Below are 20,178 nucleotides of genomic sequence, written 5' to 3' on the forward strand. Positions count from 1 at the left end.
TGCCGGTGCCTGAAGGAAAAGCCTCATGTCGCGTATCGACCGTAAAGACCAGATCATCGCCGCCGCCCTGGAGCTGTTTCGCAGCAAAGGGTTTGCCGATGTTTCCACCCGCGACCTGGCGGAGCATGCCGGGCTGTCCCGCAGCCACGTCTATCACTACTTCAGCGACTGGAAAGAACTGCGCCGCGAAGCGTTCGTGCGGTTCGCCAACGAGCAACTGGACGAGGTGAGGGCGCCGCTGGTGGATCTGCCACCATTGGAAGCCCTCGAGGGGTTCCTGCGTGACTGCCTGCCCTCCACGGCAGACGCCGGTTGGGCGCTATGGCTGGATGCCTGGGACGAAGCCATGCATGACGAGCCATTGGCCCAGGCCTACCTGGTGATCAACGCCCAATGGCAAGCCATGCTCGCCGAGATCATCGAGCAAGGTGTGGCGGCCAAAGTGTTCCGCTGTGAGTCGCCCAAGCGCGCTGCGCGACAACTCTTTGCCGTAGCGATGGGCTATGCCGATGACTTGTTGCTCAAACCCTCCGTTGAGTCAGCTGAAGCGGTGATGGATGAGGTGATGGAAGTGGCGGGGCTGCTTCTGGCGTTGCCTAGGACGCGCTAGCAGGGCGGTACTGCAAGGCCTCCGCCAGATGATGGCGGGCGATGGCTTCCACTTGTTCCAGGTCGGCCAGGGTGCGGGCGACCTTGAGCAGGCGATGGGCCGCCCGCAACGACAGCGTCAGCCGTTCGCAGGCGCTTTCCAGCCAGCCTTCATCAGCCTTTTCCAGTTTGCAGTGCTGGCGTAGCCCCGGCAGGTCGAGAAACGCATTGGCGCAGCCCTGGCGCCGTTGTTGGCGGTCCCGGGCATCGGCGACGAGGACGGAGGCGCTGGCGGTATCATCACCGGACTGTATGCCCGGGTTCAGCGCGGTGCTTTCCCGGGCGACGGTCACGTGCAGGTCGATCCGGTCCAGCAGCGGCCCCGAGAGTTTGTTGCGATAGCGCTGAATCTGCTCCGGCGTGCAGCGACAGCGCCCACTGGGCTCGCCCACATAGCCGCAAGGGCAGGGGTTCATTGCCGCCACCAACTGAAAGCGCGCCGGGAAACGCACCCGGTCGCGAGCGCGGGAAATCACGATATGCCCGGACTCCAGCGGCTCACGTAGCACCTCCAGGACCTTGCGATCAAACTCCGGCAACTCGTCGAGAAACAACACACCGTGATGGGCCAGGGTTATTTCCCCCGGCTGCGGTTTCGAGCCGCCGCCCACCAGCGCCGGGCCGGATGCCGAATGATGCGGCTGGCGAAATGGCCGGTGTGGCCAATGGCTCAGCGGCGCCAGGCTGACCACCGATTGAATCGCCGCCACCTCCAGCGCTTCCTGTTCACTCAAGGGCGGCAACAACCCTGGTAGACGGCTGGCGAGCAAGGTCTTGCCGGTGCCCGGTGGCCCGCTGAGCAACAGGTTGTGGGCGCCCGCCGCAGCGATCAACAGCGCACGCTTGGCCGCCAGTTGGCCCTGCACTTCACTCAGGTCCGGGTAGGGTTTGTTCAAGTACATCAGGCCACTGGAAACGAAGGGCTCGATCGGCACGTGACCGTTCAGGTGCGCCACCACTTGCAGCAGGTGATCCACGGCAATCACCTTCAACCCCGAAGCCAGGCAGGCTTCCTCGGCATTGGCCCGCGGCACGATCAAGGTGCGCCCGACCTTGCGCGCCGCCAGGGCTGCCGGCAACACACCTTTCACCGGCCGCACCTCGCCGGACAGCGCCAACTCGCCCAGGCATTCCACGTTATCGAGGGTCAGCGCCGGTACCTGCACGCTGGCGGCGAGAATCCCCAGGGCAATCGCCAAATCAAAGCGCCCGCCGTCTTTGGGGAGGTCGGCGGGTGCGAGGTTGAGGGTGATGCGACGGGACGGGTATTGCAGCGCAGAGTTGAGGATCGCACTGCGCACGCGGTCTTTGCTTTCCTTGACGGCGGTTTCCGGCAGGCCCACCAGCGTCAGCGACGGCAAGCCGTTGGCCATGTGCACCTCGACAGTGACGGCGGGCGCTTCGACGCCTATCTGGGCGCGACTATGGACGATGGCGAGGGACATGCTGGTTCCTTGAAATGAGTGGCCGCTTCCTGCGGTTTTTCAAGGGTAGTCGAGTGAGGGCGGCGCGCGGCGGCGAGGTTTTACAGAACGTATCGCGCTAACGGTCCGACGGCGGCACACATAGAAACTCCTTCGCCAACGTCAACCACGCCTGCGCCGCAAACGACAATTTGCACTGCCGACGCCACGCCAGCATCAATCTCCAGTTCAGCGCCGGCGACTGTATTTCCGCGATGCTGAACTGGCTCGCATCAAGGGTTTCGCAGAATGCCCGGGGTAGCAGGGTGATGCCCACGCCCAGTCGTACCAGGGAGGCAATAAAGTCCCATTGGCTGCTGCGGCCACTGATCCGCGGCTCAAAACCGGCTTGTGCACAGGCATCAAGTACGAATTGGTTCAGGGTGAAGGTGTCATCGTAAAAGATGAATTCGCAGGCTTGCAGTTCGCTCAACTCCACCGAGCTGCGGCCTTGCCAGGGCGAGTCATGGGGCGCGAGCAGGCACAGTGGCGATTCGAACAAGGGCATGGATTCGAATTCGGACCAGATATCCGCCACGCGCGGCGAGTCCAGGATGGTGCCGAACTCCAGCGTGCCCTGGCGCAGATCCTGGATGGTGATATTGCCGCCGCTTTCAAACAGTTTCAGTTCGATCTTCGGGTAACGGGCGTGATACTCCGCAAAGATCGGCGCCAGTGCGAGGTGGGTAGAGGGCGAAAGCCCCATGCGCAGGGCGCCGCGCCCGACATGCTGCAAGTCTTGCAGCTCTACCGTCATTTCATCGTGCAGCGCGATCATTTCCTTGGCGCGCTTGAGCACAATTTCCCCGGCGTCCGTCAGGGTGAAGCGTTTTCCCATGCGGTCGAGCAGCTTCAGGCCCAGGCTCGACTCCAATTGCTGCACCATCTTGCTGACTGTTGGCTGGGTCAGGTGCAGCTTCACAGCGGCTTTGGTAAAGCTCTGCTGGTCGACGACTTCTACGAAATAACGGAGCGCCCGAATGTCCATCTTGCATTCCAATTTTGCATGGTTTTCATAATATTAATTCATTATATCTTTAAAAAATGGCTGGATAAGATTTGTTACATCTGTTCCCAGCCAGCGCTTCCATGACGCCTTAAGGGCCTTGCCAGACGCTTCCATGGCCAGATTTCTCGCAGTGTATGAATCAAAGGCAACGCTATTTCTGGAGAGCAACTGTGCTTAACAAAACGCGTCATTCTTTTTCCGGTTCTGATGAGATGTCTCAGGGAGCGCGCTTCGTTAAGGAGTTGCTGGCGCAGGCGCAGATCGAGGTCAACGGGCCATCGGCTGCCGATATGCAACTGCACCACAGTGCCACATTTGATCTCGCCCTGGCCAAGGGCAATCTTGGCCTTGGCGAAGACTACATGGATGGCGGCTGGGACGCCGAGGCGCTGGATGAGTTTTTTTTCCGCCTCATGCGCTCCGGCGTGATCGACCAGGCCAACCCGGCCACCTTGTTGTTTCACGCGTTCAGCTCCCGCTGGCTGAACCTGCAAAACAAGAAACGCGCCTGGCAAGTCGGCGAAGCACATTACGACCTCGGCAATGACTTCTACGCACGCATGCTCGACTCGCGCATGACCTACACCTGTGGCTACTGGAAAGATGCCACCACCCTGGAGCAGGCGCAGTTCGCCAAGCTGGACCTGATCTGTAAAAAACTGGGGCTCAAGCCGGGCATGCGCGTGCTGGATATCGGCTGTGGCTGGGGCAGTTTCATGAGCCATGCGGCCGAGCACTATGGGGTCGAGTGTGTCGGCGTGACCATCTCCAAGGAGCAGGCGGAGTGGGGGCGGGCCAAGTATTCACATCTGCCGATCGAGTTTCGTCTGCAGGACTATCGGGATATCGACGAGCAGTTCGACCATATCGCCAGTGTCGGCATGTTCGAGCATGTGGGGCGCAAGAACCATCGGGCGTATATGGAGGTCGCCAACCGCTGCCTGAAAGACGATGGGTTGTTCCTGCTACACACTATCGGCAAGAACCAACGCAACAGCACGCCGGATCCGTGGATCGACAAATACATCTTTCCCAACGGTGATTTGCCCTCGATCGGGCAGATCGGCGACGCCATGGACGGGTTATTTGTTGCCGAGGATTTGCACAACTTTGGCGCCGACTACGACAAGACGCTGATGGCCTGGTGTGAAAACTTCGAACTGGCGTGGCCGGATTTCGCAGACACCTTTGGCCAGCGCTTCTACCGGATGTGGCGCTATTACCTGCTGTCGTGTGCAGGGGCGTTTCGCGCGCGGGATATCCAGCTGTGGCAGTGGGTATTGTCGAAGAAGGGGGTTGTCGGCGGGTATCAGCGGGTGAGCTGAGGGTTGCAACGGTTTAACGGGGACAGGTGAAACCTGCCCCGGTTGGGCCGGCTTATTCGGCGGCAGGCGTCAATCGCGCTTCCAGCTCCGCCACCTTGGCCTCAAGGCTTTCCAACCGCGCCCGAGTGCGCGCCAGCACCACCATCTGGCTATCAAACTCTTCCCGGCTTACCAGGTCCAGCTTGCTGAAACCGCTTTGCAGCAGTGCCTTGAACTGGCTTTCAATTTCATTGCGTGGCAGCGGCGTGTCGCTGCTGAACAGGCGGGAGGCGTGGCCGCTCAGGGCGTCGAGGAGGTCTTTGGGCGCGAGCATGGGAAATAGTCCGGAAAATCTGTTGGCCGGCAGTGTATCACGCAGCGTCTATAGTCTTTTCCAGCCCCTGCGGCGCACGCTTTTCGCGCATGAGGACGGGCGGTCGCGCACCGTTTTCGTGCGTATCTTCGCTGTCGTGGCGCCCGGTAGGTGGGCACAGGCGAACAAAGGACTGATTTCAGTGATTTTTACGGAGCTGGCAAGCTTTCTGCTTAGACGATCATGACCCATGCACTGATGCAGTCGCTGTGACGATGCAGTGCGCCGACGGACCAGCGGTACATGTTTCGTCACCAGTGGTTAGCGAGCGTCGCAATGGCAAATGCCAGGGCGACGAAGCGTTACAAAGCCAGGCACTGCGCTTAGACTTGAGACGGGTTTGTTTTCCTGGGGCAAGTCCACCAATTCGGGAGAGAGTTTTCATGAAGCTAGTCACTGCCATCATCAAGCCGTTCAAGTTGGACGATGTACGCGAGTCACTGTCCGAGATCGGCGTGCAGGGCATTACCGTTACTGAGGTCAAAGGCTTCGGTCGGCAGAAGGGTCACACCGAGCTGTATCGCGGCGCGGAATACGTGGTCGATTTCCTGCCAAAGGTGAAGATTGATGTCGCCATTGACGACAAGGATCTTGACCGGGTTATCGAGGCGATAACCAAGGCCGCCAACACCGGCAAGATCGGTGACGGCAAGATCTTCGTGGTCAATCTGGAACAGGCTATTCGCATCCGTACCGGCGAAACCGATACCGACGCAATCTAAGCCGCCAAACCCCAACGCCCCAGGAGAAAACAATATGACTCTGCGTAAATTCGCAGGGCTAGGAGCCCTGTTGTCCCTCGTAATGCCGGCCCTGGCCATGGCGGCGGACCCAGTACCTGCTCCAGTCCTCAATTCCGGCGACACCGCGTGGATGCTCACGTCCACCGCGCTGGTGCTGTTCATGACCATTCCAGGCCTCGCGCTGTTCTACGGCGGCATGGTTCGCTCCAAAAACATTCTTTCCGTGATGATGCAGTGCTTTGCCATCACCGGCCTGATCACCATCCTGTGGTTCGTGTACGGCTACAGCATGGCGTTCGACACCACCGGTATGGAAGCAGGCGTCGTCAACCTCAACTCGTTTGTGGGTGGCTTGTCCAAACTGTTCCTCTCGGGTGTGACCCCGGCCAGCATCACCGGCCCGGCGGCGTTGTTCCCTGAGGCCGTGTTCGTGACCTTCCAGATGACCTTCGCGATCATCACCCCGGCGCTGATCGTCGGTGCATTCGCCGAGCGGATGAAGTTCTCCGCGATGCTGATCTTCATGGGCGTCTGGTTCACCCTGGTCTACGCACCGATCGCCCACATGGTATGGGGCGGTCCGGGTTCGTTGCTGGGCGACTGGGGCGTGCTCGACTTCGCAGGCGGCACCGTGGTGCACATCAACGCCGGTGTGGCCGGCCTGGTAGCGTGCCTGGTACTCGGCAAGCGTAAAGGCTTCCCAACCACCCCAATGGCCCCGCACAACCTCGGTTACACCCTGGTGGGCGCGGCCATGCTGTGGGTCGGCTGGTTCGGCTTCAACGCCGGCTCCGCTGCTGCGGCCAACGGCACTGCCGGCATGGCGATGCTGGTGACCCAGATCGCTACCGCTGCTGCGGCCCTGGGCTGGATGTTCGCCGAGTGGGTCACCCACGGCAAGCCGAGCGCACTGGGCATCGCCTCGGGTGTGGTTGCGGGCCTGGTGGCAATCACCCCAGCCGCTGGCACCGTGGGCCCGATGGGTGCCCTGGTGATCGGCCTGGCTGCCGGTGTGGTGTGCTTCTTCTGCGCCACTACCCTGAAACGCAAACTGGGCTACGACGACTCCCTGGACGCCTTCGGCGTGCACGGTATCGGCGGTATCCTCGGCGCGATCCTGACCGGCGTGTTCGCGGCACCGGCGATGGGCGGCTTCAACGCCGCTACTACCGACATTGCCGCACAGGTCTGGGTTCAGGCCAAAGGCGTCGGCTTCACCGTCATCTACACCGCTATCGTGACGTACATCATCCTCAAGGTGCTGGACGTGGTGATGGGCCTGCGGGTGACCGAAGAAGAAGAGGCGGTTGGCCTCGATCTGGCGCAACACAACGAGCGCGGCTACAACTTGTAAGTACGCGAAAAAAAGATGCCCGGCTTGCCGGGCATTTTTTTGCCTTGGGTTTGTCTGTGGCTAAAGGTGTATGGGTTTTTTTGCGACTTTGTGATGGGATCCGCACTGCACTTTTCAGTGTGCGAATGTCTTACAGGCATGTAGGCGTATTCGGCACTTTGTTTTTTCCCTGAGCGCGCTAGAATGCGCGCCGATAGGCGGAGAACTGTATGTGGCAACAGACCCTGATAACCCTGCGGGCCAAGCCCCGGGGCTTTCATCTGGTGACGGACGAGTTGCTCGCCGGCCTGCCTGAATTGAAGGCCTGTCGGGTGGGACTGTTGCATTTGTGGCTGCAGCACACCTCGGCCTCGTTGACGGTCAACGAGAATGCCGACCCGGCGGTTCGCCGTGACTTCGAGCGTTTTTTCAATGCGCTGGTGCCGCAAGGCACGGCGGGATATGAACACAACGACGAGGGTCCGGATGATCTGCCGGCGCACTTCAAGGCCAGTCTGCTGGGCTGTCAGCTGAGTTTGCCGGTAAGGGCCGGCCGCTTGGCGATGGGGACCTGGCAAGGTGTTTATCTGGGCGAGCACCGTGATCATGGCGGTGCTCGTAAAGTCCTCGCCACCTTGCACGGTGATGGGGCATAAGCCACTGGTTAACCGGTGGATGTTGATTTTTTTCCGGCGGCCGTCGACAGGCGGCGAAGCTGGGCTATAACTAATCTGCTTTTCGCAAGTCATGAGGTAGAACATGAGCGACGATGATCTGGAAAACGACGACCTCGAAGTAGGCGACGACGACGAAACCGAGGAAGGTCTTGAGGCGGCTGCCGAAGACGTGGCTGACGACGACGGTGGCGACGATGCACCGGTCCCGGCAGCCAAGGGCAAGGCCAAGGCTGCAGTGTCGGTTGACGAGTTGCCGAGCGTAGAAGCCAAGAACAAAGAGCGCGATGCGCTGGCCCGGGCGATGGAAGAATTCCTCGCCAAAGGCGGCAAAGTGCAGGAAGTCGAGGCTAACGTGGTGGCAGATCCACCGAAGAAGCCGGATAACAAGTACGGCAGCCGGCCTATCTAAGGCCTGCTGTTTGCTTGCTGAAAAAGCCCGCCGTCGCTGCGGGCTTTTTCATGGGCGCTACAAAATGGTCAGGGCCAACACCCATCCAAGGATGAAGAGCGTGTGTGGCGAGGGAGCTTGCTCCCGTTGGGGCGCGAAGCGGCCCCTGGTTGGGTCGACGCGGTCTTTCAGAAAGGCCGTCGTGGCTGGTTCAGGGGCCGCTTCGCAGCCCAGCGGGAGCAAGCTCCCTCGCCACAAAAGCCCGTCATCATCAGGTTATGCGTTCCAGCGGGCTAGCACGTCGGGTAGCTCGGTCAGGCTGCGAATCTCGGCATCCGGCAATTTCTCGGCCTCCCAGGCCTTGCCTGCCGGGTTGAACCACACTGCCCGCAGCCCCGCCTGTTGCGCACCGGCAATGTCATCCCCTGGATGATCACCCACATGCACCGCCGCGCCCGGCGCTACGCCACCGCGCTGCAAGGCTTCCTGAAACAACCGCGCATCCGGCTTGGCAATACCAATGTCTTCAGCCCGGAGTGCAAAGTGGAAGTAGTCCGCCAACCCCACACGTTGCACATCGGCATTACCGTTGGTAATCACCCCCAGCAGATAGTCGCGGCGCAGTGCTTGCAGCATCGGTTCCGCTTCGGGGAATACGGTGAGTTGATGCCGGGCATGGATGAACGCTTCAAAGCACACATCCGCCATCTGCGCCGCTTCCGGCAGCGTGTACCCGGCTTCCTCGAAGGCATATTGCAGCACCTTGTGACGCAACACGCTGATGCGATATTTCAGCTCGGGATGACGCTCCAGCACCTGCTGGCGCAGGCTGGCAAACTTCTCCAGGGGCAAGTCGCCCACCTTGGTGGCGTGGGTCGCCAGCCACTCGCGCATCGATGCCTCGGCGCTGATGATGACCGGCACGTTATCCCAGAGCGTATCGTCCAGGTCGAAGGTGATCAGCTTGATGCTCATGAGTCACTGCCCTTAATGCGTTTGGCCCGCGGATGGGCGCTGTCGTACACCGTTGCCAGGTGCTGGAAGTCCAGGTGGGTGTAGATCTGGGTGGTCTTGATGTCGGAGTGGCCCAGCAGTTCCTGCACCGCACGCAGGTCCTGGGAGGACTCCAGCAAGTGGCTGGCAAAGGAGTGCCGGAGCATGTGCGGGTGCAGGTTCTGCCCCAGCTCGCGCTCGCCGGCGGCCTTGACCCGCACTTGTATGGCCCGGGGCCCGAGGCGCCGGCCTTGCTGGCTGATAAACACCGCGTCGTCCGCCGGGTTGGCCAGGGCGCGCAGGGGTAGCCACAGCAGCAAGGCTTCGCGGGCCTTCTTGCCCACCGGCAATACGCGGGTCTTGCTGCCTTTGCCGAGCACTTGCACCAGGCCATCCGCCAGGTCCAGTTGATCGAGGTTAAGCCCGGTCAGCTCCGACAGGCGCAGGCCCGAGGAGTAGAAGAGTTCGAGGATTGCCTGGTCGCGATGGGCCAGGAAGTCGTCCTCCACGGCGCCATCGAGCAATTGCAGGGCGCGATCCGTGTCGAGGGTCTTGGGCAGGCGGCGTTCGCCCTTGGGCGGCGCCAGGCCGTTGGCCGGGTCGTGGTCGCACAGGCCTTCGCGGTTCAGGTACTGATAGAGGCCGCGTACCGCCGATAGCAGGCGCGCCAGGCTGCGGGAGGATTGGCCTTGCTGGTGCAGGCGGGCGATCAGGCTGCGCAGACCCTGGATGTCCAGGGCCTTCCAGCTGCCGATGTGTTGTTTCTCGCAGAACGCCAGGACCTTGTTCAAGTCCCGCCGGTAGGCTTCCAGGGTATGCGGCGACACCTGGCGCTCGCTGCGCAGGTGAGCGCAGTAGGCGTCCAGTAGTCGTTCCATGGCTAGCGCACCGCGCGCAATGCGCTGGTGAAGCGTGGCAGGACGCGGCCCAGCACTTCGGCGATGTAGCTCAGGAACAGCGTGCCCACCGAGCTTTTGTAATGCTGGGGATCACGGCTGGCGATGGCCAGCACGCCATGCAAACCTTGATGACTGAGGGCAACCACGGCGGTGGAGCCGATCTGCTGGCGCTGCTCGGCGCCAAACAGGAAGTCCAGCTCATGCTCGCGCAAGGTGCCGCTGATGGTCTTGCCTTCGGACAGCAGGCCGCCAATCGCGGTCTGGGCATCGCTGCCGCTGACCCAGCGACCCACCGGCATCGGGTTGTCGCTGAACAGGATCAGGCTGACAAAGGGCACCTGGAAATCCTGGCGCAGGCTGTCTTCGACGGCGATCACCGCTTCTTCCAGGCTGGCGGCGTCCATCAGGGTCAGGACCAGGCGGCGAGTCTTGTCGAACAGGCGGTCGTTGTCGCGGGCCACATCCATCAGCTGCGAGAGCCGATGGCGCATTTCGATATTGCGCTCGCGCAGGATCTTCATCTGCCGCTCCACCAGCGACACGGTATCGCCGCGCTGGTGGGGAATACGCAGGGCCGGCAGCAGTTCTTCGTGCTCGACGAAGAAGTCCGGGTTAGCCTCCAGATACGCCGCAACGGCTGCGGCCTCCAGACTTTCGCTTGGGGATGCTTGCGCGGGTACTTGAGGCTTATCAGTCATTAGATTTGCTCACTCATAGACGGACCTGTCCTTCGTAGACGCGGGTGGCCGGGCCGGTCATTTTCACCGGTTGGCCGGGGCCTGCCCATTCGATGGACAGGCGTCCACCGGGCAGGTCGATCAGCAGCGGCGAATCCATCCACCCCTGGCTGATCGCGGCTACGGCAGCGGCGCAGGCGCCGGTACCGCAAGCCTGGGTTTCGCCGGCCCCGCGTTCCCACACGCGCAACTGCGCACGGGAACGGTCGATGACCTGCAGGAAGCCCACATTGACCCGCGCGGGAAAGCGCGGATGGTTTTCGATCTTCGGCCCCAGTTCATGCACCGGCGCGTTGTTGATGTCATCCACCCGCAGCACGGCATGGGGGTTGCCCATGGACACGGCGGCCAGGTTGACGGTCTTGCCGTCCACGTCCACCGAGTAGCTCAGGGCTTGCTCGGTGGCCTGGAACGGAATGTCCGCCGGCACCAGCCGTGGCGCGCCCATGTTGACGCCGATCTGGCCGTCGCTGCGAATATCCAGCTCGATGATGCCGCTTTTGGTCTCGACGCGAATCTGCCGCTTGGCGGTCAGGCGCTTGTCCAGGACAAAACGGGCGAAACAGCGGGCACCATTGCCGCACTGTTCCACTTCGGAGCCATCGGAGTTGAAGATCCGGTAACGGAAATCCACTTCCGGGTTACTCGGCGCTTCCACCAGCAACAATTGGTCGAAGCCGACACCGGTGTGCCGGTCGCCCCACAGCTTGGCGTGCTTGGGCAGGATGTGCGCGTGCTGGCTGACCAGGTCGAGGACCATGAAGTCATTGCCCAGCCCGTGCATCTTGGTAAAACGCAGCAACATGACCTTACTCCGGCAGCAGGCTTTCGCCAGCAAACAACTCGGCTACCGTCTCGCGGCGACGCACTTCAAACGCTTGATCACCGTCCACCAGCACCTCGGCGGTACGCCCGCGGGTGTTGTAGTTGGAGCTCATGACAAACCCATAGGCACCGGCCGAATGCACGGCCAGCAGGTCGCCTTCTTCCAGGGCCAGCTGACGTTCCTTGGCCAGGAAGTCGCCGGTCTCGCAGATCGGGCCGACGATATCGTAGCTGCGGCCTTCGCCTGCGCGTGGCTTGACGGCCGTCACATTCATCCAGGCCTGGTACAGCGCCGGACGGATCAGGTCGTTCATCGCCGCGTCTACGATGGCGAAATCCTTGTGCTCGGTGTGCTTGAGGTACTCGACCTGGGTCAGCAGCAGGCCGGCGTTGGCGACGATGTAGCGGCCCGGCTCGAACATCAGCGTCAGGTCGCGGCCTTCGAGGCGCTCGCGCACGGCCTTGATGTAGTCGGACACCAGCGGCGGCTCTTCATCGCGATAACGCACACCCACGCCGCCACCGAGGTCGATGTGGTGCAGGTAGATGCCGCACTCGCCGAGGCGGTCGACCAGCGCCAGCAGGCGGTCGAGGGCGTCGAGGAACGGTGGCAGGCTGGTCAGTTGCGAGCCGATATGGCAGTCGACACCCAAGACTTCCAGGTTCGGCAACTGCGCGGCGCGGATGTACACGTCCTCGGCGTCGGCAATGGCGATGCCGAACTTGTTCTCTTTGAGACCGGTGGAAATGTACGGGTGAGTGCCGGCGTCGACGTCCGGGTTGACCCGCAGGGAGATCGGCGCGCGAACGCCCATCTCGGCGGCCACCACTTGCAGGCGCTCCAGCTCGTCGGTGGATTCGACGTTGAAGCAGTGCACGCCAACTTCCAGGGCGCGGCGCATGTCTTCGCGGCTCTTGCCGACACCGGAGAACACAATTTTGTCAGCCTTGCCGCCGGCGGCCAGTACACGCTCAAGCTCGCCCCGGGACACGATGTCGAAACCGGCGCCCAGGCGCGCCAGGACATTGAGTACACCCAGGTTGGAGTTGGCTTTTACGGCGAAGCACACCAGGCTCGGCGTGCCTTCCAGCGCATCGGCAAAGGAGCGGTATTGCGCTTCGATGTGGGCACGGGAGTACACGTAGGTCGGGGTACCAAAGCGCTCGGCGATGGCGGACAGCGCGACACCTTCCGCGAACAGCTCGCCGTCCCGGTAGTTAAAAGCGTCCATGATGTTCCCTTAGTAGGTGTCGTGCTTGTGCGCTTTGGTTTGCGACGATTGCGCCTGTTCATTCGGGTCTTTGCTGTCATCGGGCAGATACAGCGGGCCTTTTTGACCACAGGCACTAACGAGGCAAGCGACCGCGACGAGCGCAGCAAGGGAAGAGATCAGGCGCTTCATGGCGAAATCCTTGAATATGCATTAATTGCGCCCGAGTATACCGACCACCCGCCGGATTGCCTATGCGCCGAAATACCCGTCCGGCGGGGCTTTGCCGAGTTTGTCGCGATTGTGCTTACACCAATCGAGGATAATTCACACGGCTGTGGGTAATGAAATCGGTATCCTTTGCAATCATGATGGCGCGTCCGTATTGTGCGGCGCTTGAGCGAGACCAGACACTTTTCGAGGTTCCCACAATGAGTTTGACCGAAGCCCGTTTTCACGACCTGGTGGATGCGACCCAGCAAGCGCTGGAGGATATTTTCGACGACAGCGGCCTGGATGTGGACCTGGAGAACTCGGCCGGTGTGCTCACCGTCAAGTTTGAAAATGGCACCCAATTGATTTTCAGCCGCCAGGAGCCCCTGCGTCAGCTATGGCTGGCGGCGCGTTCCGGTGGTTTTCACTTCGATTACGATGAAGAAGAAAAACGCTGGACCCACGACACCACCGATGAGCTGCTGAGCGAAATGCTCGCGCGCCTCACCCAGGAACAAGCCGGCGTCGAGCTGGACTTCGACGAGATCTGATCGTGACGCAGCCCGTTCCCGTACGCCCGCCCAAGCCGCTGTTCAGCAATGTCAGCCCGGCGGTGCCGTCACCTTGTATCAGTTTATGTCGGCTGGATGAGCACAAAGTCTGCCTCGGTTGCTTCCGTCATGTGGAAGACATCCGCGAATGGCGCTCTGCCGACGATGCGCGACGCCGCGTGATCGTCGCCCAGGCCGAGCAGCGCAGGATCTGCGCCTGAGGCCGTCTTGTTTATTTATTGTGCTGTGGTAGTGTCCGGATACACCTCAACTCATCGAGGTCCGTGAGAACCCCGCCTTTTCCTGGCGGGGTTTTGCTTTTTTGTGCAGAAAAAAGGAGTCTGCCTGAATCATGACCGCACCTTCCATCATCCTCACCCGTCTTGACGTGCAGCGTCTTGAGCAACTGATCGACCGTGTCGGCGAGGCGTCGCCGGGCGTTGAAGCCCTGCAACACGAACTCGACCGCGCCGAAGAAGTGGTTGGCCACGATGAAGTGCCTGCATCTGTCGTGACCATGAACTCCAGCGTGCATTGCCGTGAACAAGGCAGTGGCAAGGACTATCACCTGACCCTGGTCTACCCCAAGGACGCGAACGCCGACGAAGGCAAAATCTCGATCCTGGCGCCGGTGGGCAGTGCATTGCTGGGCCTGCAAGTCGGCCAGCACATCGACTGGCCAGCACCGGGTGGCAAGACCCTCAAGCTTGAATTGCTCGGCGTCGAAGGCCAGCCGAAAGACGGTGGCGCCTTTCCTCTCTAAACCTGGTTCAGCGCTTCATTGAGCGCCAGTTCCAGATCAGCCTTGTAGCGCAGGTACAGATTGCTCGGGCTTTGAACATCACCGAGCAGGCCGGACAGGTCCAGATCGGTGATGTAGCAGCGGTAACGCTCGGCTTCCCGGCGTTGCCCGACGATTTGCTGGGCGACCACCGCAAACAGTTGGTCGCCAAATTCCAGCTCGGAAAACTCCCGTTGATTGCAGTACAAGGTGATCCCCACCTGGCCCGGTGCTGCCTTGCCGATAATCGCCTGCACGTCGTAGAACGGCTTGTTGGCCGGGGTTTGCGGCGCTGGGCGCGGTTCGGCCCGCCGTGCACGGCCGCTGCCTGACGGCAACAGCTGGTAATACAGGATTTGCACCGCGCCGAAGGGCTGTTGCGGATCCAGCGGCAGCAGCGCGTCGCGGCGATAAATGATCGACTGCAGGAAGCGCTGCAACGGCACCAACAGGCTTTGCTCGTCGTGGAACGGCAGGCGCTGCTGCCAGAGCGCGTTGAACTCATCCAGCACGTACAGCTCGGCAACTCCGTCGTTGATCCGGTAGAACACCTGCACACAGTCGGGCAGGCCCATGGGCAGCAGCAGCGCCAGGTCGTGGTCTTCCAGGGCCATGGTGTCCAGGTGCAGCGGGCTGTAGCTGGCCAGTTCCTCACTGAGGTAGGCGATCAGCGCGTCCTGGGTCGCCAGTGACACATGGTTGGCCTGGCCGGGTGTCAGTTCCATCACGTGGTAGTGCTGCTGCACCTGCACCAGGTAGCGGTGGTTTTCCTGGCCCAGCAGTAGGTTTTGCGCGGTGTCGAAGATTTCCTCCACGCGCTGGGCAATGAACTGCGCGCGGTTGTGGCAGAAACAGCGCACCCGCAAGCGCGGCAAGTGATTGGGCGGTAGTTGATTGAGGTAGTCGCGCAGGCAATCGAGCAGCGCGTGGGGGCCGTCATAGCGGCTGACCATCACCTCGTTCCAACTGTTGAGCGTGACTTGGTCCAGGGTCAGCACCAGGTTTTCCCGTACGCCCGCGTAACTCAGGGAGTCGGTGCGCTCGGTGGTCATCAGGATGTTCAGGTCGCGATGATGCTTGAGCGGGTCGACGCCGACGTTGATCAGCAGCAGCACTTCCTCGGGCACTGCCGAGCGCAGCAGGCGGTCTTCATCGACGCTGGCCAGGGGCAGGACGACAGTTTGTTGCAGGCTGCCCAGCAGGTTGAACAGCTCGAATTCGGTCATGTCACTGCTGCCGGGATGCAGCGCCAGGCGGGTACTGCTGTCGATCACGCCGTTGCGGTGGCACCAGGTGAGCATTTCCAGCAAATCGCGGCTGCGCTTGATCGGCGCGAAGTGCTCCCATTCCAGGGCGGTCAGGCTGCCGTTGTACAAGCCCCAATGATGCTGGCCGGGCTCTTTGCGGTTGGGCGACTGCACCAGGGTCAGGGTGTCTTCGGCAAGGTCGGGCGCAATGCCGGGGTTGATGAACTCGACCTTGCCGGCCTTGCGCTCGAAGGCGGCGTACAGGCGCCGGCCCAGCACATTGAGGTCGCGCTTGTTGATCAGGCTGACGGTCTGTTCGGTGCGGGCAAACTGGGTCAGGAAGCGATAGCTGTAGTTCAGCTCGTTGACCAGCGCCCGGCGTTCGGAGGCCACCTGGCGGACTTTCCATTGGCTGCGGCTGTCCAGCAGGGCCAGTTGGCGCTGGTCCCAACCCCATTCGCTGGCCAGGCGCTCCAGCAGCAAACGCTGCCACCCGGTGCGCTGGCCCGCGCTGAGCTTGCGGTTGACCTTCAGGTACAGGCTGCGCCGCACCAGTTCCAGGCGTTCCGGCTCATTACGGGCCTTGAGGTACTCCTCGATCCGGCGGTAGACGACGATGTACGGGTCCAGTTCGTCCAGGTCCAGCTGATTGGCAAACACAGCGCGCTTGAAGCGCAGGCTCAGGCACTGCACCTTCGGGTGCTCGCTGGCGTAGACCTCGGTCAGCAGGAGTTTCAGTACTGATTTGTAGGGCGATTCGATGCCCTTGAACAACTGCCACAAGCCGGCACCGATAAATTCACCCGGGGGGATGTGGGCCAGGTGGCCCAGGTCGAGGGTTTCATCGGCGCGAATAAAGCGTTTGGAAATCAGCGCGTGGGTGAAGTCGGCATAGCGGGTTTCTTCGTACACCGGCACCAGCCACCAGATCGGCGTGCGCCCGGCCAGCCAGATGGCGGTGCGGTAGAACTCGTCCAGCAGCAGGTAATGCTGGCTGGTGCCGCAGTCTTCTGAACTCAGTTGGGTGTCGCGCTCGCCCTGGATAAACCGCGTCGGCTCGATCAGGAAGAAGTGCGCCTCGGCGCCCATGCTCAGGGCCCAGGTTTCGAGCAGTTGGCATTTCTTGCGCAACTCGGCCAGCTCGTTCTCGCTGAGATCGGCCGCATGGCAGACCCACACGTCCATATCACTTTGATCGGCCTGGGCCAGGGTGCCCAGGCTGCCCATCAGGAACAGGCCGTGAATCGGCCGCGGTGGGTTGCCGTGGCGGGGCTTGTAGGAAAACGTGCGGGTCAGGCGCTGGGCCTCGGCCAAGGCTTGCGCGTCGGGTTCAAAATTCGACAGGCCGGCCGGCGTGCTGCCCGACACATAGCCCGGCAACAGCGGGTGATTCACGTGGAAAAACAGCGGCAGCAGGGTCAATACGCTTTGCTGGCGTGGCGTCAGCCCTTCGACGGCCCGGGCCATGCGGCCTTCGTTCAGGGCCAGAAACCGCGCGCGTAACTGGGCCAGCACCTTGCGGTCGATGCCTTCGTCCAGGTCGGGGCGGATTTCGTGGGTGCGGGTCATGTCGAACTCGGTGGCTCGCAGGGCCCGACGTGGGCGGCCGTGTGGGAGTTTACAGCCAGTAGCGTAGGAGGTTTAGAGGGAATTTGTTTTTGACGCCGGAATTTTATCCCGGGCGCGGGAATGCCCGCGGAATCCGTGAAGAGAGGATCCCGTGGGCGATACGAGGTGTCAGGCGGCTTCTTTGGCGGTCGTCAGAATAGTCAGCAGGCTTTGTGCGTGTTCGGCAGCGTCCCGGCCGAGGCTGGTGAGGTAACCACCGTCTGGCTGGTCGATCAGGTCTTTATCAAACAGGCGCCGGGCGGCGGCAATGGCAGTGGGAGCGGCAGTCTGATGAACTTTCAGACCTTCCTGGGAGCTGCCCAGGTTGAAGAGTGCAAGGATTTCCAGTTCGGCAACCAACTCAGGGGTATACGACATAAGGACTCCAGACTTTCTAGGAATTTTTAGACGTTAGCAGCCATAAGGTGAACGCACTTGGGCGAGCTGTCCAGTCGGAACTCATGCGGTGTTGATGTGGGGCAGGATTGTGGCCAGCAAGAGTTTGCTGGCCAGCGCGGTGTGAGGCTTATTGCTTCTCGGGCGGCAGCTCCGGCAGCGCACGCAACGCAGTTTCATACCATTCGGTATTGAAGGCGCGATCTTCTTCGAGCAGCGCGTCAATTTCGATGGCGAGGACGTGGGCCATCATTTGCAGGATGTCTTCGCGCTCGTAGCCCACCAGGGTCAGCTTGTTGAACGTGGCCTTGGCGGCGGGCGGGTTGTCGCTTTCGATCTGGTTTTCGATCGCTTCAATCAAGGTGGTCTCGGCGAACTCTTCTTCGTCGTTGTCGATATCGGTTGGCTCGCTCATGGCAGGCTCCTGGAGGAAAGGGCGCCAGTCTACCCCCATTCACTCGGCTGATGCTGCTGGCCAGGCGCGGCCTCCCGATCTATAACCACTGCTGCCAACCCCGTACACGGCCTGGAGGCTTTGTGATGCTCAAGCTTTATGGATTTTCAGTCAGCAACTACTACAACATGGTCAAACTGGCGCTGCTGGAGAAAGGGCTGCCCTTCGAAGAGGTGCCGTTCTACGCAGGCCAAACCCCGGAAGCGCTGGCCGTTAGCCCGCGGGGCAAGGTGCCGGTGCTGGGTGTCGAGCAAGGGTTTATCAACGAAACCAGCGTGATCCTCGAATACCTCGAACAGACCCAGGGCGGGCGATCGCTGCTGCCGAGCGAGCCGTTCCAGCGCGCCCAGGTGCTGGCGTTGTGCAGGGAAATCGAGCTGTACATCGAGTTGCCGGCCCGGGCGTGTTTTGCCGAGGCGTTTTTCGGAATGCCGGTGCCGGAGGCGATCAAGGAAAAGTCCAGGGCGGAGTTATTGCTGGGGATCGCATCGCTGGGGCGGCACGGGAAGTTTGCGCCGTATGTGGCGGGGGACAGTTTCACGATTGCGGATTTGTATTTTGTGTACAGCGTGGACCTGGCCTGTGCCGTGGCCGGGAAGCTGTTCGGGCTGGATCTGTTGGCTGAGTTGCCGAAGGCCAAGGCGTTGCTGGAGCGCTTGCAGGCGCTGCCGAATGCCCAGCGGGTGGCGGCGGACAAGGAAGCGGCGATGCCGGCGTTTATGGCGATGATTGCTGCCAAGAAATAGATCTTGGGTGTTTGTGATGAGGCTTTCGCGAGCAAGCCCGCTCCCACATTTGACCGAGTTCCACCTTTGGAATGCAGTCGAATGTGGGAGCGGGCTTGCTCGCGAAGCTTTTAGCGGCTGGCGAGCAATGCCTGGCCGCGAACCACGGCAGCCTTCACCTGCGCCGGCGCAGTCCCGCCGACATGGTTACGGGCATTCACCGAGCCTTCCAGGGTCAGCACCGCAAACACGTCCTGCTCGATCTGGTCGCTGAACTGGCGCAGTTCTTCCAGGCTCATTTCCGCCAGGTCCTTGCCGGTGTCCACGCCGTACTTCACGGCATGCCCGACGATCTCGTGGCAGTCGCGGAACGGCAGGCCACGGCGTACCAGGTAGTCCGCCAAGTCTGTGGCGGTGGAGAAACCGCGCAGGGCCGCTTCACGCATGATGGCGTGCTTGGGCTTGATCGCCGGGATCATGTCGGCAAAGGCACGCAACGAGTCGCGCAGGGTATCGGCGGCGTCGAACAGCGGTTCCTTGTCTTCCTGGTTGTCCTTGTTGTAGGCCAGCGGCTGGCCTTTCATCAGGGTCAACAGGCCCATCAGCGCACCGAATACACGGCCGCTCTTGCCGCGTACCAGCTCCGGCACGTCGGGGTTTTTCTTTTGCGGCATGATCGAGCTGCCGGTGCAGAAGCGGTCCGGCAGGTCAATGAACTGGAATTGCGCGCTGGTCCACAGCACCAGCTCTTCGGAGAAGCGCGACAAGTGCATCATCGCAATGCTGGCCGCGGCGCAGAATTCGATGGCGAAGTCACGGTCCGACACGCCGTCCAGGGAGTTGCCGCCCACGGCGTCGAAACCCAGCAGCTGCGCGGTGTATTCGCGGTCGATCGGGTAGGTGGTGCCAGCCAGTGCAGCGCTGCCCAGAGGCATGCGGTTGGCGCGCTTGCGGCAGTCCACCAGGCGCTCGTAGTCGCGGCTGAGCATTTCGAACCAGGCCAGCAGATGGTGGCCGAAGGTCACAGGCTGTGCGGTCTGCAGGTGGGTGAAGCCGGGCATGATGGTGCCGGACTCACGCTCTGCCTGCTCCAGCAGGCCTTTTTGCAGGCGGGTGATTTCTGCCAGGATCAGGTCGATCTCGTCCCGCAGCCACAGGCGGATATCGGTAGCCACCTGGTCGTTACGGCTGCGACCGGTGTGCAGTTTCTTGCCGGTCACACCGATGCGGTCGGTGAGGCGGGCCTCGATGTTCATGTGCACGTCTTCCAGGTCGACGCGCCAGTCGAAGGTGCCGGCTTCGATCTCGCCACGGATGGTGGTCAGGCCGTCGATGATGCTGTCGCGCTCGGCGTCGGTCAGCACGCCGACCTTGGCCAGCATCGTGGCGTGGGCGATCGAGCCCATGATGTCGTGGCGGTAGAGGCGCTGGTCGAAAGTGACGGAGGCGGTGAAGCGCGCGACGAAGGCGTCGACGGGTTCACTGAAGCGGCCGCCCCAGGACTGGTTGGTCTTGTCGGTGCTCATGGATTCGCTCGTGATCTGCTGGAAAGAGGGCATGAAAGTGTGGCGCCGATAATAACAGGGTTGCCCCCGGAGGC

23 protein-coding genes are annotated in these 20,178 nt (G+C 61.7%); 10 read left to right on the plus strand and 13 right to left on the minus strand.

What is annotated here, in order from left to right:
• Positions 1-25: 25 nt before the first annotated feature.
• Positions 26-610 carry a TetR/AcrR family transcriptional regulator gene (locus HX805_RS02855; RefSeq protein WP_003208775.1) on the plus strand — a complete coding sequence of 195 codons (585 nt, stop codon included), beginning with the start codon at positions 26-28 and terminating at the stop codon, positions 608-610.
• Here HX805_RS02855 and HX805_RS02860 read toward each other — a convergent pair.
• Together HX805_RS02860 and HX805_RS02865 are read right to left on the minus strand one after the other, a co-directional pair.
• A complete protein-coding gene (locus HX805_RS02860; protein WP_003208777.1) occupies positions 597-2,093 on the minus strand; it encodes a YifB family Mg chelatase-like AAA ATPase in 1,497 nt (498 codons plus the stop codon). The genes HX805_RS02855 and HX805_RS02860 overlap by 14 nt on opposite strands.
• Positions 2,094-2,190: 97 nt before the next feature.
• A complete protein-coding gene (locus HX805_RS02865) occupies positions 2,191-3,099 on the minus strand; it encodes a LysR family transcriptional regulator (protein WP_003208779.1) in 909 nt (302 codons plus the stop codon).
• Positions 3,100-3,362: 263 nt separating this feature from the next.
• Here HX805_RS02865 and cfa point away from each other — a divergent pair, with 263 nt between their 5' ends.
• Complete coding sequence (cfa, locus tag HX805_RS02870) at positions 3,363-4,445, plus strand: cyclopropane fatty acyl phospholipid synthase (protein ID WP_003208781.1); 1,083 nt, start codon at positions 3,363-3,365, stop codon at positions 4,443-4,445.
• Between the two features lie 52 nt (positions 4,446-4,497).
• Here cfa and HX805_RS02875 read toward each other — a convergent pair whose 3' ends face one another.
• The gene (locus HX805_RS02875; protein ID WP_371103568.1) at positions 4,498-4,707 is read right to left on the minus strand and encodes an accessory factor UbiK family protein; all 210 of its coding nucleotides are present in this window, start codon (positions 4,705-4,707) and stop codon (positions 4,498-4,500) included.
• A 473-nt stretch (positions 4,708-5,180) separates the two neighbouring features.
• On the opposite strand from HX805_RS02875, the gene glnK reads away from it, so the two are divergent.
• The 4 genes from glnK (at position 5,181) to sutA (ending at position 7,959) form a co-directional block, all read left to right on the plus strand.
• Positions 5,181-5,519 (plus strand): P-II family nitrogen regulator, encoded by a 339-nt coding sequence (glnK, locus tag HX805_RS02880; protein WP_002555808.1) that lies wholly within the window; start codon positions 5,181-5,183, stop codon positions 5,517-5,519.
• Between the two features lie 34 nt (positions 5,520-5,553).
• On the plus strand, positions 5,554-6,894 hold the full coding sequence (locus HX805_RS02885; protein WP_177116589.1) for an ammonium transporter: 1,341 nt from the start codon (positions 5,554-5,556) through the stop codon (positions 6,892-6,894).
• 209 nt (positions 6,895-7,103) lie between these two features.
• Positions 7,104-7,529 (plus strand): secondary thiamine-phosphate synthase enzyme YjbQ, encoded by a 426-nt coding sequence (locus HX805_RS02890; RefSeq protein WP_003208787.1) that lies wholly within the window; start codon positions 7,104-7,106, stop codon positions 7,527-7,529.
• 103 nt (positions 7,530-7,632) lie between these two features.
• Entirely contained in the window at positions 7,633-7,959 is a 327-nt protein-coding gene (sutA, locus tag HX805_RS02895; protein WP_003208791.1) for a transcriptional regulator SutA, read from the plus strand.
• A gap of 255 nt (positions 7,960-8,214) precedes the next feature.
• On the opposite strand, the gene HX805_RS02900 is transcribed toward sutA, so the two are convergent.
• From HX805_RS02900 to HX805_RS02925, 6 genes are read right to left on the minus strand one after another with little or no spacing between them, the layout of a single operon-like run.
• Positions 8,215-8,913 (minus strand): HAD family hydrolase, encoded by a 699-nt coding sequence (locus HX805_RS02900; RefSeq protein ID WP_003208792.1) that lies wholly within the window; start codon positions 8,911-8,913, stop codon positions 8,215-8,217.
• Complete coding sequence (xerC, locus tag HX805_RS02905) at positions 8,910-9,809, minus strand: tyrosine recombinase XerC (protein ID WP_177116590.1); 900 nt, start codon at positions 9,807-9,809, stop codon at positions 8,910-8,912. The genes HX805_RS02900 and xerC overlap by 4 nt, the downstream gene beginning before the upstream one ends.
• 2 nt (positions 9,810-9,811) lie before the next feature.
• Positions 9,812-10,528: a DUF484 family protein gene (locus HX805_RS02910; RefSeq protein ID WP_003208796.1), complete on the minus strand. Its 717-nt coding sequence runs from the start codon at positions 10,526-10,528 to the stop codon at positions 9,812-9,814.
• A gap of 13 nt (positions 10,529-10,541) precedes the next feature.
• Positions 10,542-11,372, minus strand: coding sequence for a diaminopimelate epimerase (gene dapF / locus HX805_RS02915; protein WP_177116591.1), 831 nt, complete (start codon positions 11,370-11,372; stop codon positions 10,542-10,544).
• A 4-nt stretch (positions 11,373-11,376) separates the two neighbouring features.
• Positions 11,377-12,624, minus strand: a complete 1,248-nt coding sequence (gene lysA / locus HX805_RS02920) for a diaminopimelate decarboxylase (protein ID WP_008439346.1) — start codon at positions 12,622-12,624, stop codon at positions 11,377-11,379.
• Positions 12,625-12,633: 9 nt separating this feature from the next.
• On the minus strand, positions 12,634-12,795 hold the full coding sequence (locus HX805_RS02925; protein WP_003208801.1) for a lipoprotein: 162 nt from the start codon (positions 12,793-12,795) through the stop codon (positions 12,634-12,636).
• Between the two features lie 239 nt (positions 12,796-13,034).
• Here HX805_RS02925 and cyaY point away from each other — a divergent pair, with 239 nt between their 5' ends.
• The 3 genes from cyaY (at position 13,035) to rnk (ending at position 14,130) form a co-directional block, all read left to right on the plus strand.
• A complete protein-coding gene (gene cyaY / locus HX805_RS02930; protein ID WP_003208803.1) occupies positions 13,035-13,367 on the plus strand; it encodes an iron donor protein CyaY in 333 nt (110 codons plus the stop codon).
• 2 nt (positions 13,368-13,369) lie between these two features.
• Positions 13,370-13,588 (plus strand): DUF1289 domain-containing protein, encoded by a 219-nt coding sequence (locus HX805_RS02935; RefSeq protein WP_177116592.1) that lies wholly within the window; start codon positions 13,370-13,372, stop codon positions 13,586-13,588.
• A gap of 131 nt (positions 13,589-13,719) precedes the next feature.
• Positions 13,720-14,130, plus strand: coding sequence for a nucleoside diphosphate kinase regulator (gene rnk, locus HX805_RS02940; RefSeq protein WP_003208808.1), 411 nt, complete (start codon positions 13,720-13,722; stop codon positions 14,128-14,130).
• Here rnk and HX805_RS02945 read toward each other — a convergent pair.
• The 3 genes from HX805_RS02945 to HX805_RS02955 all read right to left on the minus strand — a co-directional run bounded on the left by HX805_RS02945 (position 14,127) and on the right by HX805_RS02955 (position 17,814).
• Positions 14,127-16,964, minus strand: coding sequence for a class I adenylate cyclase (locus HX805_RS02945; protein WP_177009063.1), 2,838 nt, complete (start codon positions 16,962-16,964; stop codon positions 14,127-14,129). The two genes, rnk and HX805_RS02945, sit on opposite strands and share 4 nt — an antisense overlap.
• Positions 16,965-17,132: 168 nt before the next feature.
• On the minus strand, positions 17,133-17,381 hold the full coding sequence (locus HX805_RS02950; RefSeq protein WP_003208812.1) for a TIGR02647 family protein: 249 nt from the start codon (positions 17,379-17,381) through the stop codon (positions 17,133-17,135).
• A 148-nt stretch (positions 17,382-17,529) separates the two neighbouring features.
• Entirely contained in the window at positions 17,530-17,814 is a 285-nt protein-coding gene (locus HX805_RS02955; protein WP_003208814.1) for a hypothetical protein, read from the minus strand.
• Between the two features lie 125 nt (positions 17,815-17,939).
• Between HX805_RS02955 and HX805_RS02960 the strand changes: the two genes are divergently transcribed.
• Complete coding sequence (locus HX805_RS02960; protein ID WP_003208816.1) at positions 17,940-18,599, plus strand: glutathione S-transferase family protein; 660 nt, start codon at positions 17,940-17,942, stop codon at positions 18,597-18,599.
• Between the two features lie 110 nt (positions 18,600-18,709).
• Here HX805_RS02960 and argH read toward each other — a convergent pair whose 3' ends face one another.
• Positions 18,710-20,104, minus strand: a complete 1,395-nt coding sequence (gene argH, locus HX805_RS02965; protein WP_008439335.1) for an argininosuccinate lyase — start codon at positions 20,102-20,104, stop codon at positions 18,710-18,712.
• Between the last annotated feature and the right edge of the window lie 74 nt (positions 20,105-20,178).

The sequence above is a fragment of the Pseudomonas sp. G5001 genome (assembly GCF_013385475.1).
GTDB lineage: Bacteria > Pseudomonadota > Gammaproteobacteria > Pseudomonadales > Pseudomonadaceae > Aquipseudomonas.

Bases quoted from the DNA above. Each gene is read 5' to 3' on its own strand.
- HX805_RS02925 (WP_003208801.1), bottom strand. From the start codon at position 12,795: ATGAAGCGCCTGATCTCTTCCCTTGCTGCGCTCGTCGCGGTCGCTTGC.
- HX805_RS02860 (WP_003208777.1), bottom strand. From the start codon at position 2,093: ATGTCCCTCGCCATCGTCCATAGTCGCGCCCAGATAGGCGTCGAAGCG.
- HX805_RS02910 (WP_003208796.1), bottom strand. From the start codon at position 10,528: ATGACTGATAAGCCTCAAGTACCCGCGCAAGCATCCCCAAGCGAAAGT.
- HX805_RS02960 (WP_003208816.1), top strand. From the start codon at position 17,940: ATGCTCAAGCTTTATGGATTTTCAGTCAGCAACTACTACAACATGGTC.
- argH (WP_008439335.1), bottom strand. From the start codon at position 20,104: ATGAGCACCGACAAGACCAACCAGTCCTGGGGCGGCCGCTTCAGTGAA.
- HX805_RS02890 (WP_003208787.1), top strand. From the start codon at position 7,104: ATGTGGCAACAGACCCTGATAACCCTGCGGGCCAAGCCCCGGGGCTTT.
- dapF (WP_177116591.1), bottom strand. From the start codon at position 11,372: ATGTTGCTGCGTTTTACCAAGATGCACGGGCTGGGCAATGACTTCATG.
- HX805_RS02865 (WP_003208779.1), bottom strand. From the start codon at position 3,099: ATGGACATTCGGGCGCTCCGTTATTTCGTAGAAGTCGTCGACCAGCAG.
- sutA (WP_003208791.1), top strand. From the start codon at position 7,633: ATGAGCGACGATGATCTGGAAAACGACGACCTCGAAGTAGGCGACGAC.
- cyaY (WP_003208803.1), top strand. From the start codon at position 13,035: ATGAGTTTGACCGAAGCCCGTTTTCACGACCTGGTGGATGCGACCCAG.
- HX805_RS02955 (WP_003208814.1), bottom strand. From the start codon at position 17,814: ATGAGCGAGCCAACCGATATCGACAACGACGAAGAAGAGTTCGCCGAG.
- HX805_RS02950 (WP_003208812.1), bottom strand. From the start codon at position 17,381: ATGTCGTATACCCCTGAGTTGGTTGCCGAACTGGAAATCCTTGCACTC.
- lysA (WP_008439346.1), bottom strand. From the start codon at position 12,624: ATGGACGCTTTTAACTACCGGGACGGCGAGCTGTTCGCGGAAGGTGTC.
- HX805_RS02945 (WP_177009063.1), bottom strand. From the start codon at position 16,964: ATGACCCGCACCCACGAAATCCGCCCCGACCTGGACGAAGGCATCGAC.
- rnk (WP_003208808.1), top strand. From the start codon at position 13,720: ATGACCGCACCTTCCATCATCCTCACCCGTCTTGACGTGCAGCGTCTT.
- HX805_RS02855 (WP_003208775.1), top strand. From the start codon at position 26: ATGTCGCGTATCGACCGTAAAGACCAGATCATCGCCGCCGCCCTGGAG.
- xerC (WP_177116590.1), bottom strand. From the start codon at position 9,809: ATGGAACGACTACTGGACGCCTACTGCGCTCACCTGCGCAGCGAGCGC.
- HX805_RS02885 (WP_177116589.1), top strand. From the start codon at position 5,554: ATGACTCTGCGTAAATTCGCAGGGCTAGGAGCCCTGTTGTCCCTCGTA.
- glnK (WP_002555808.1), top strand. From the start codon at position 5,181: ATGAAGCTAGTCACTGCCATCATCAAGCCGTTCAAGTTGGACGATGTA.
- HX805_RS02900 (WP_003208792.1), bottom strand. From the start codon at position 8,913: ATGAGCATCAAGCTGATCACCTTCGACCTGGACGATACGCTCTGGGAT.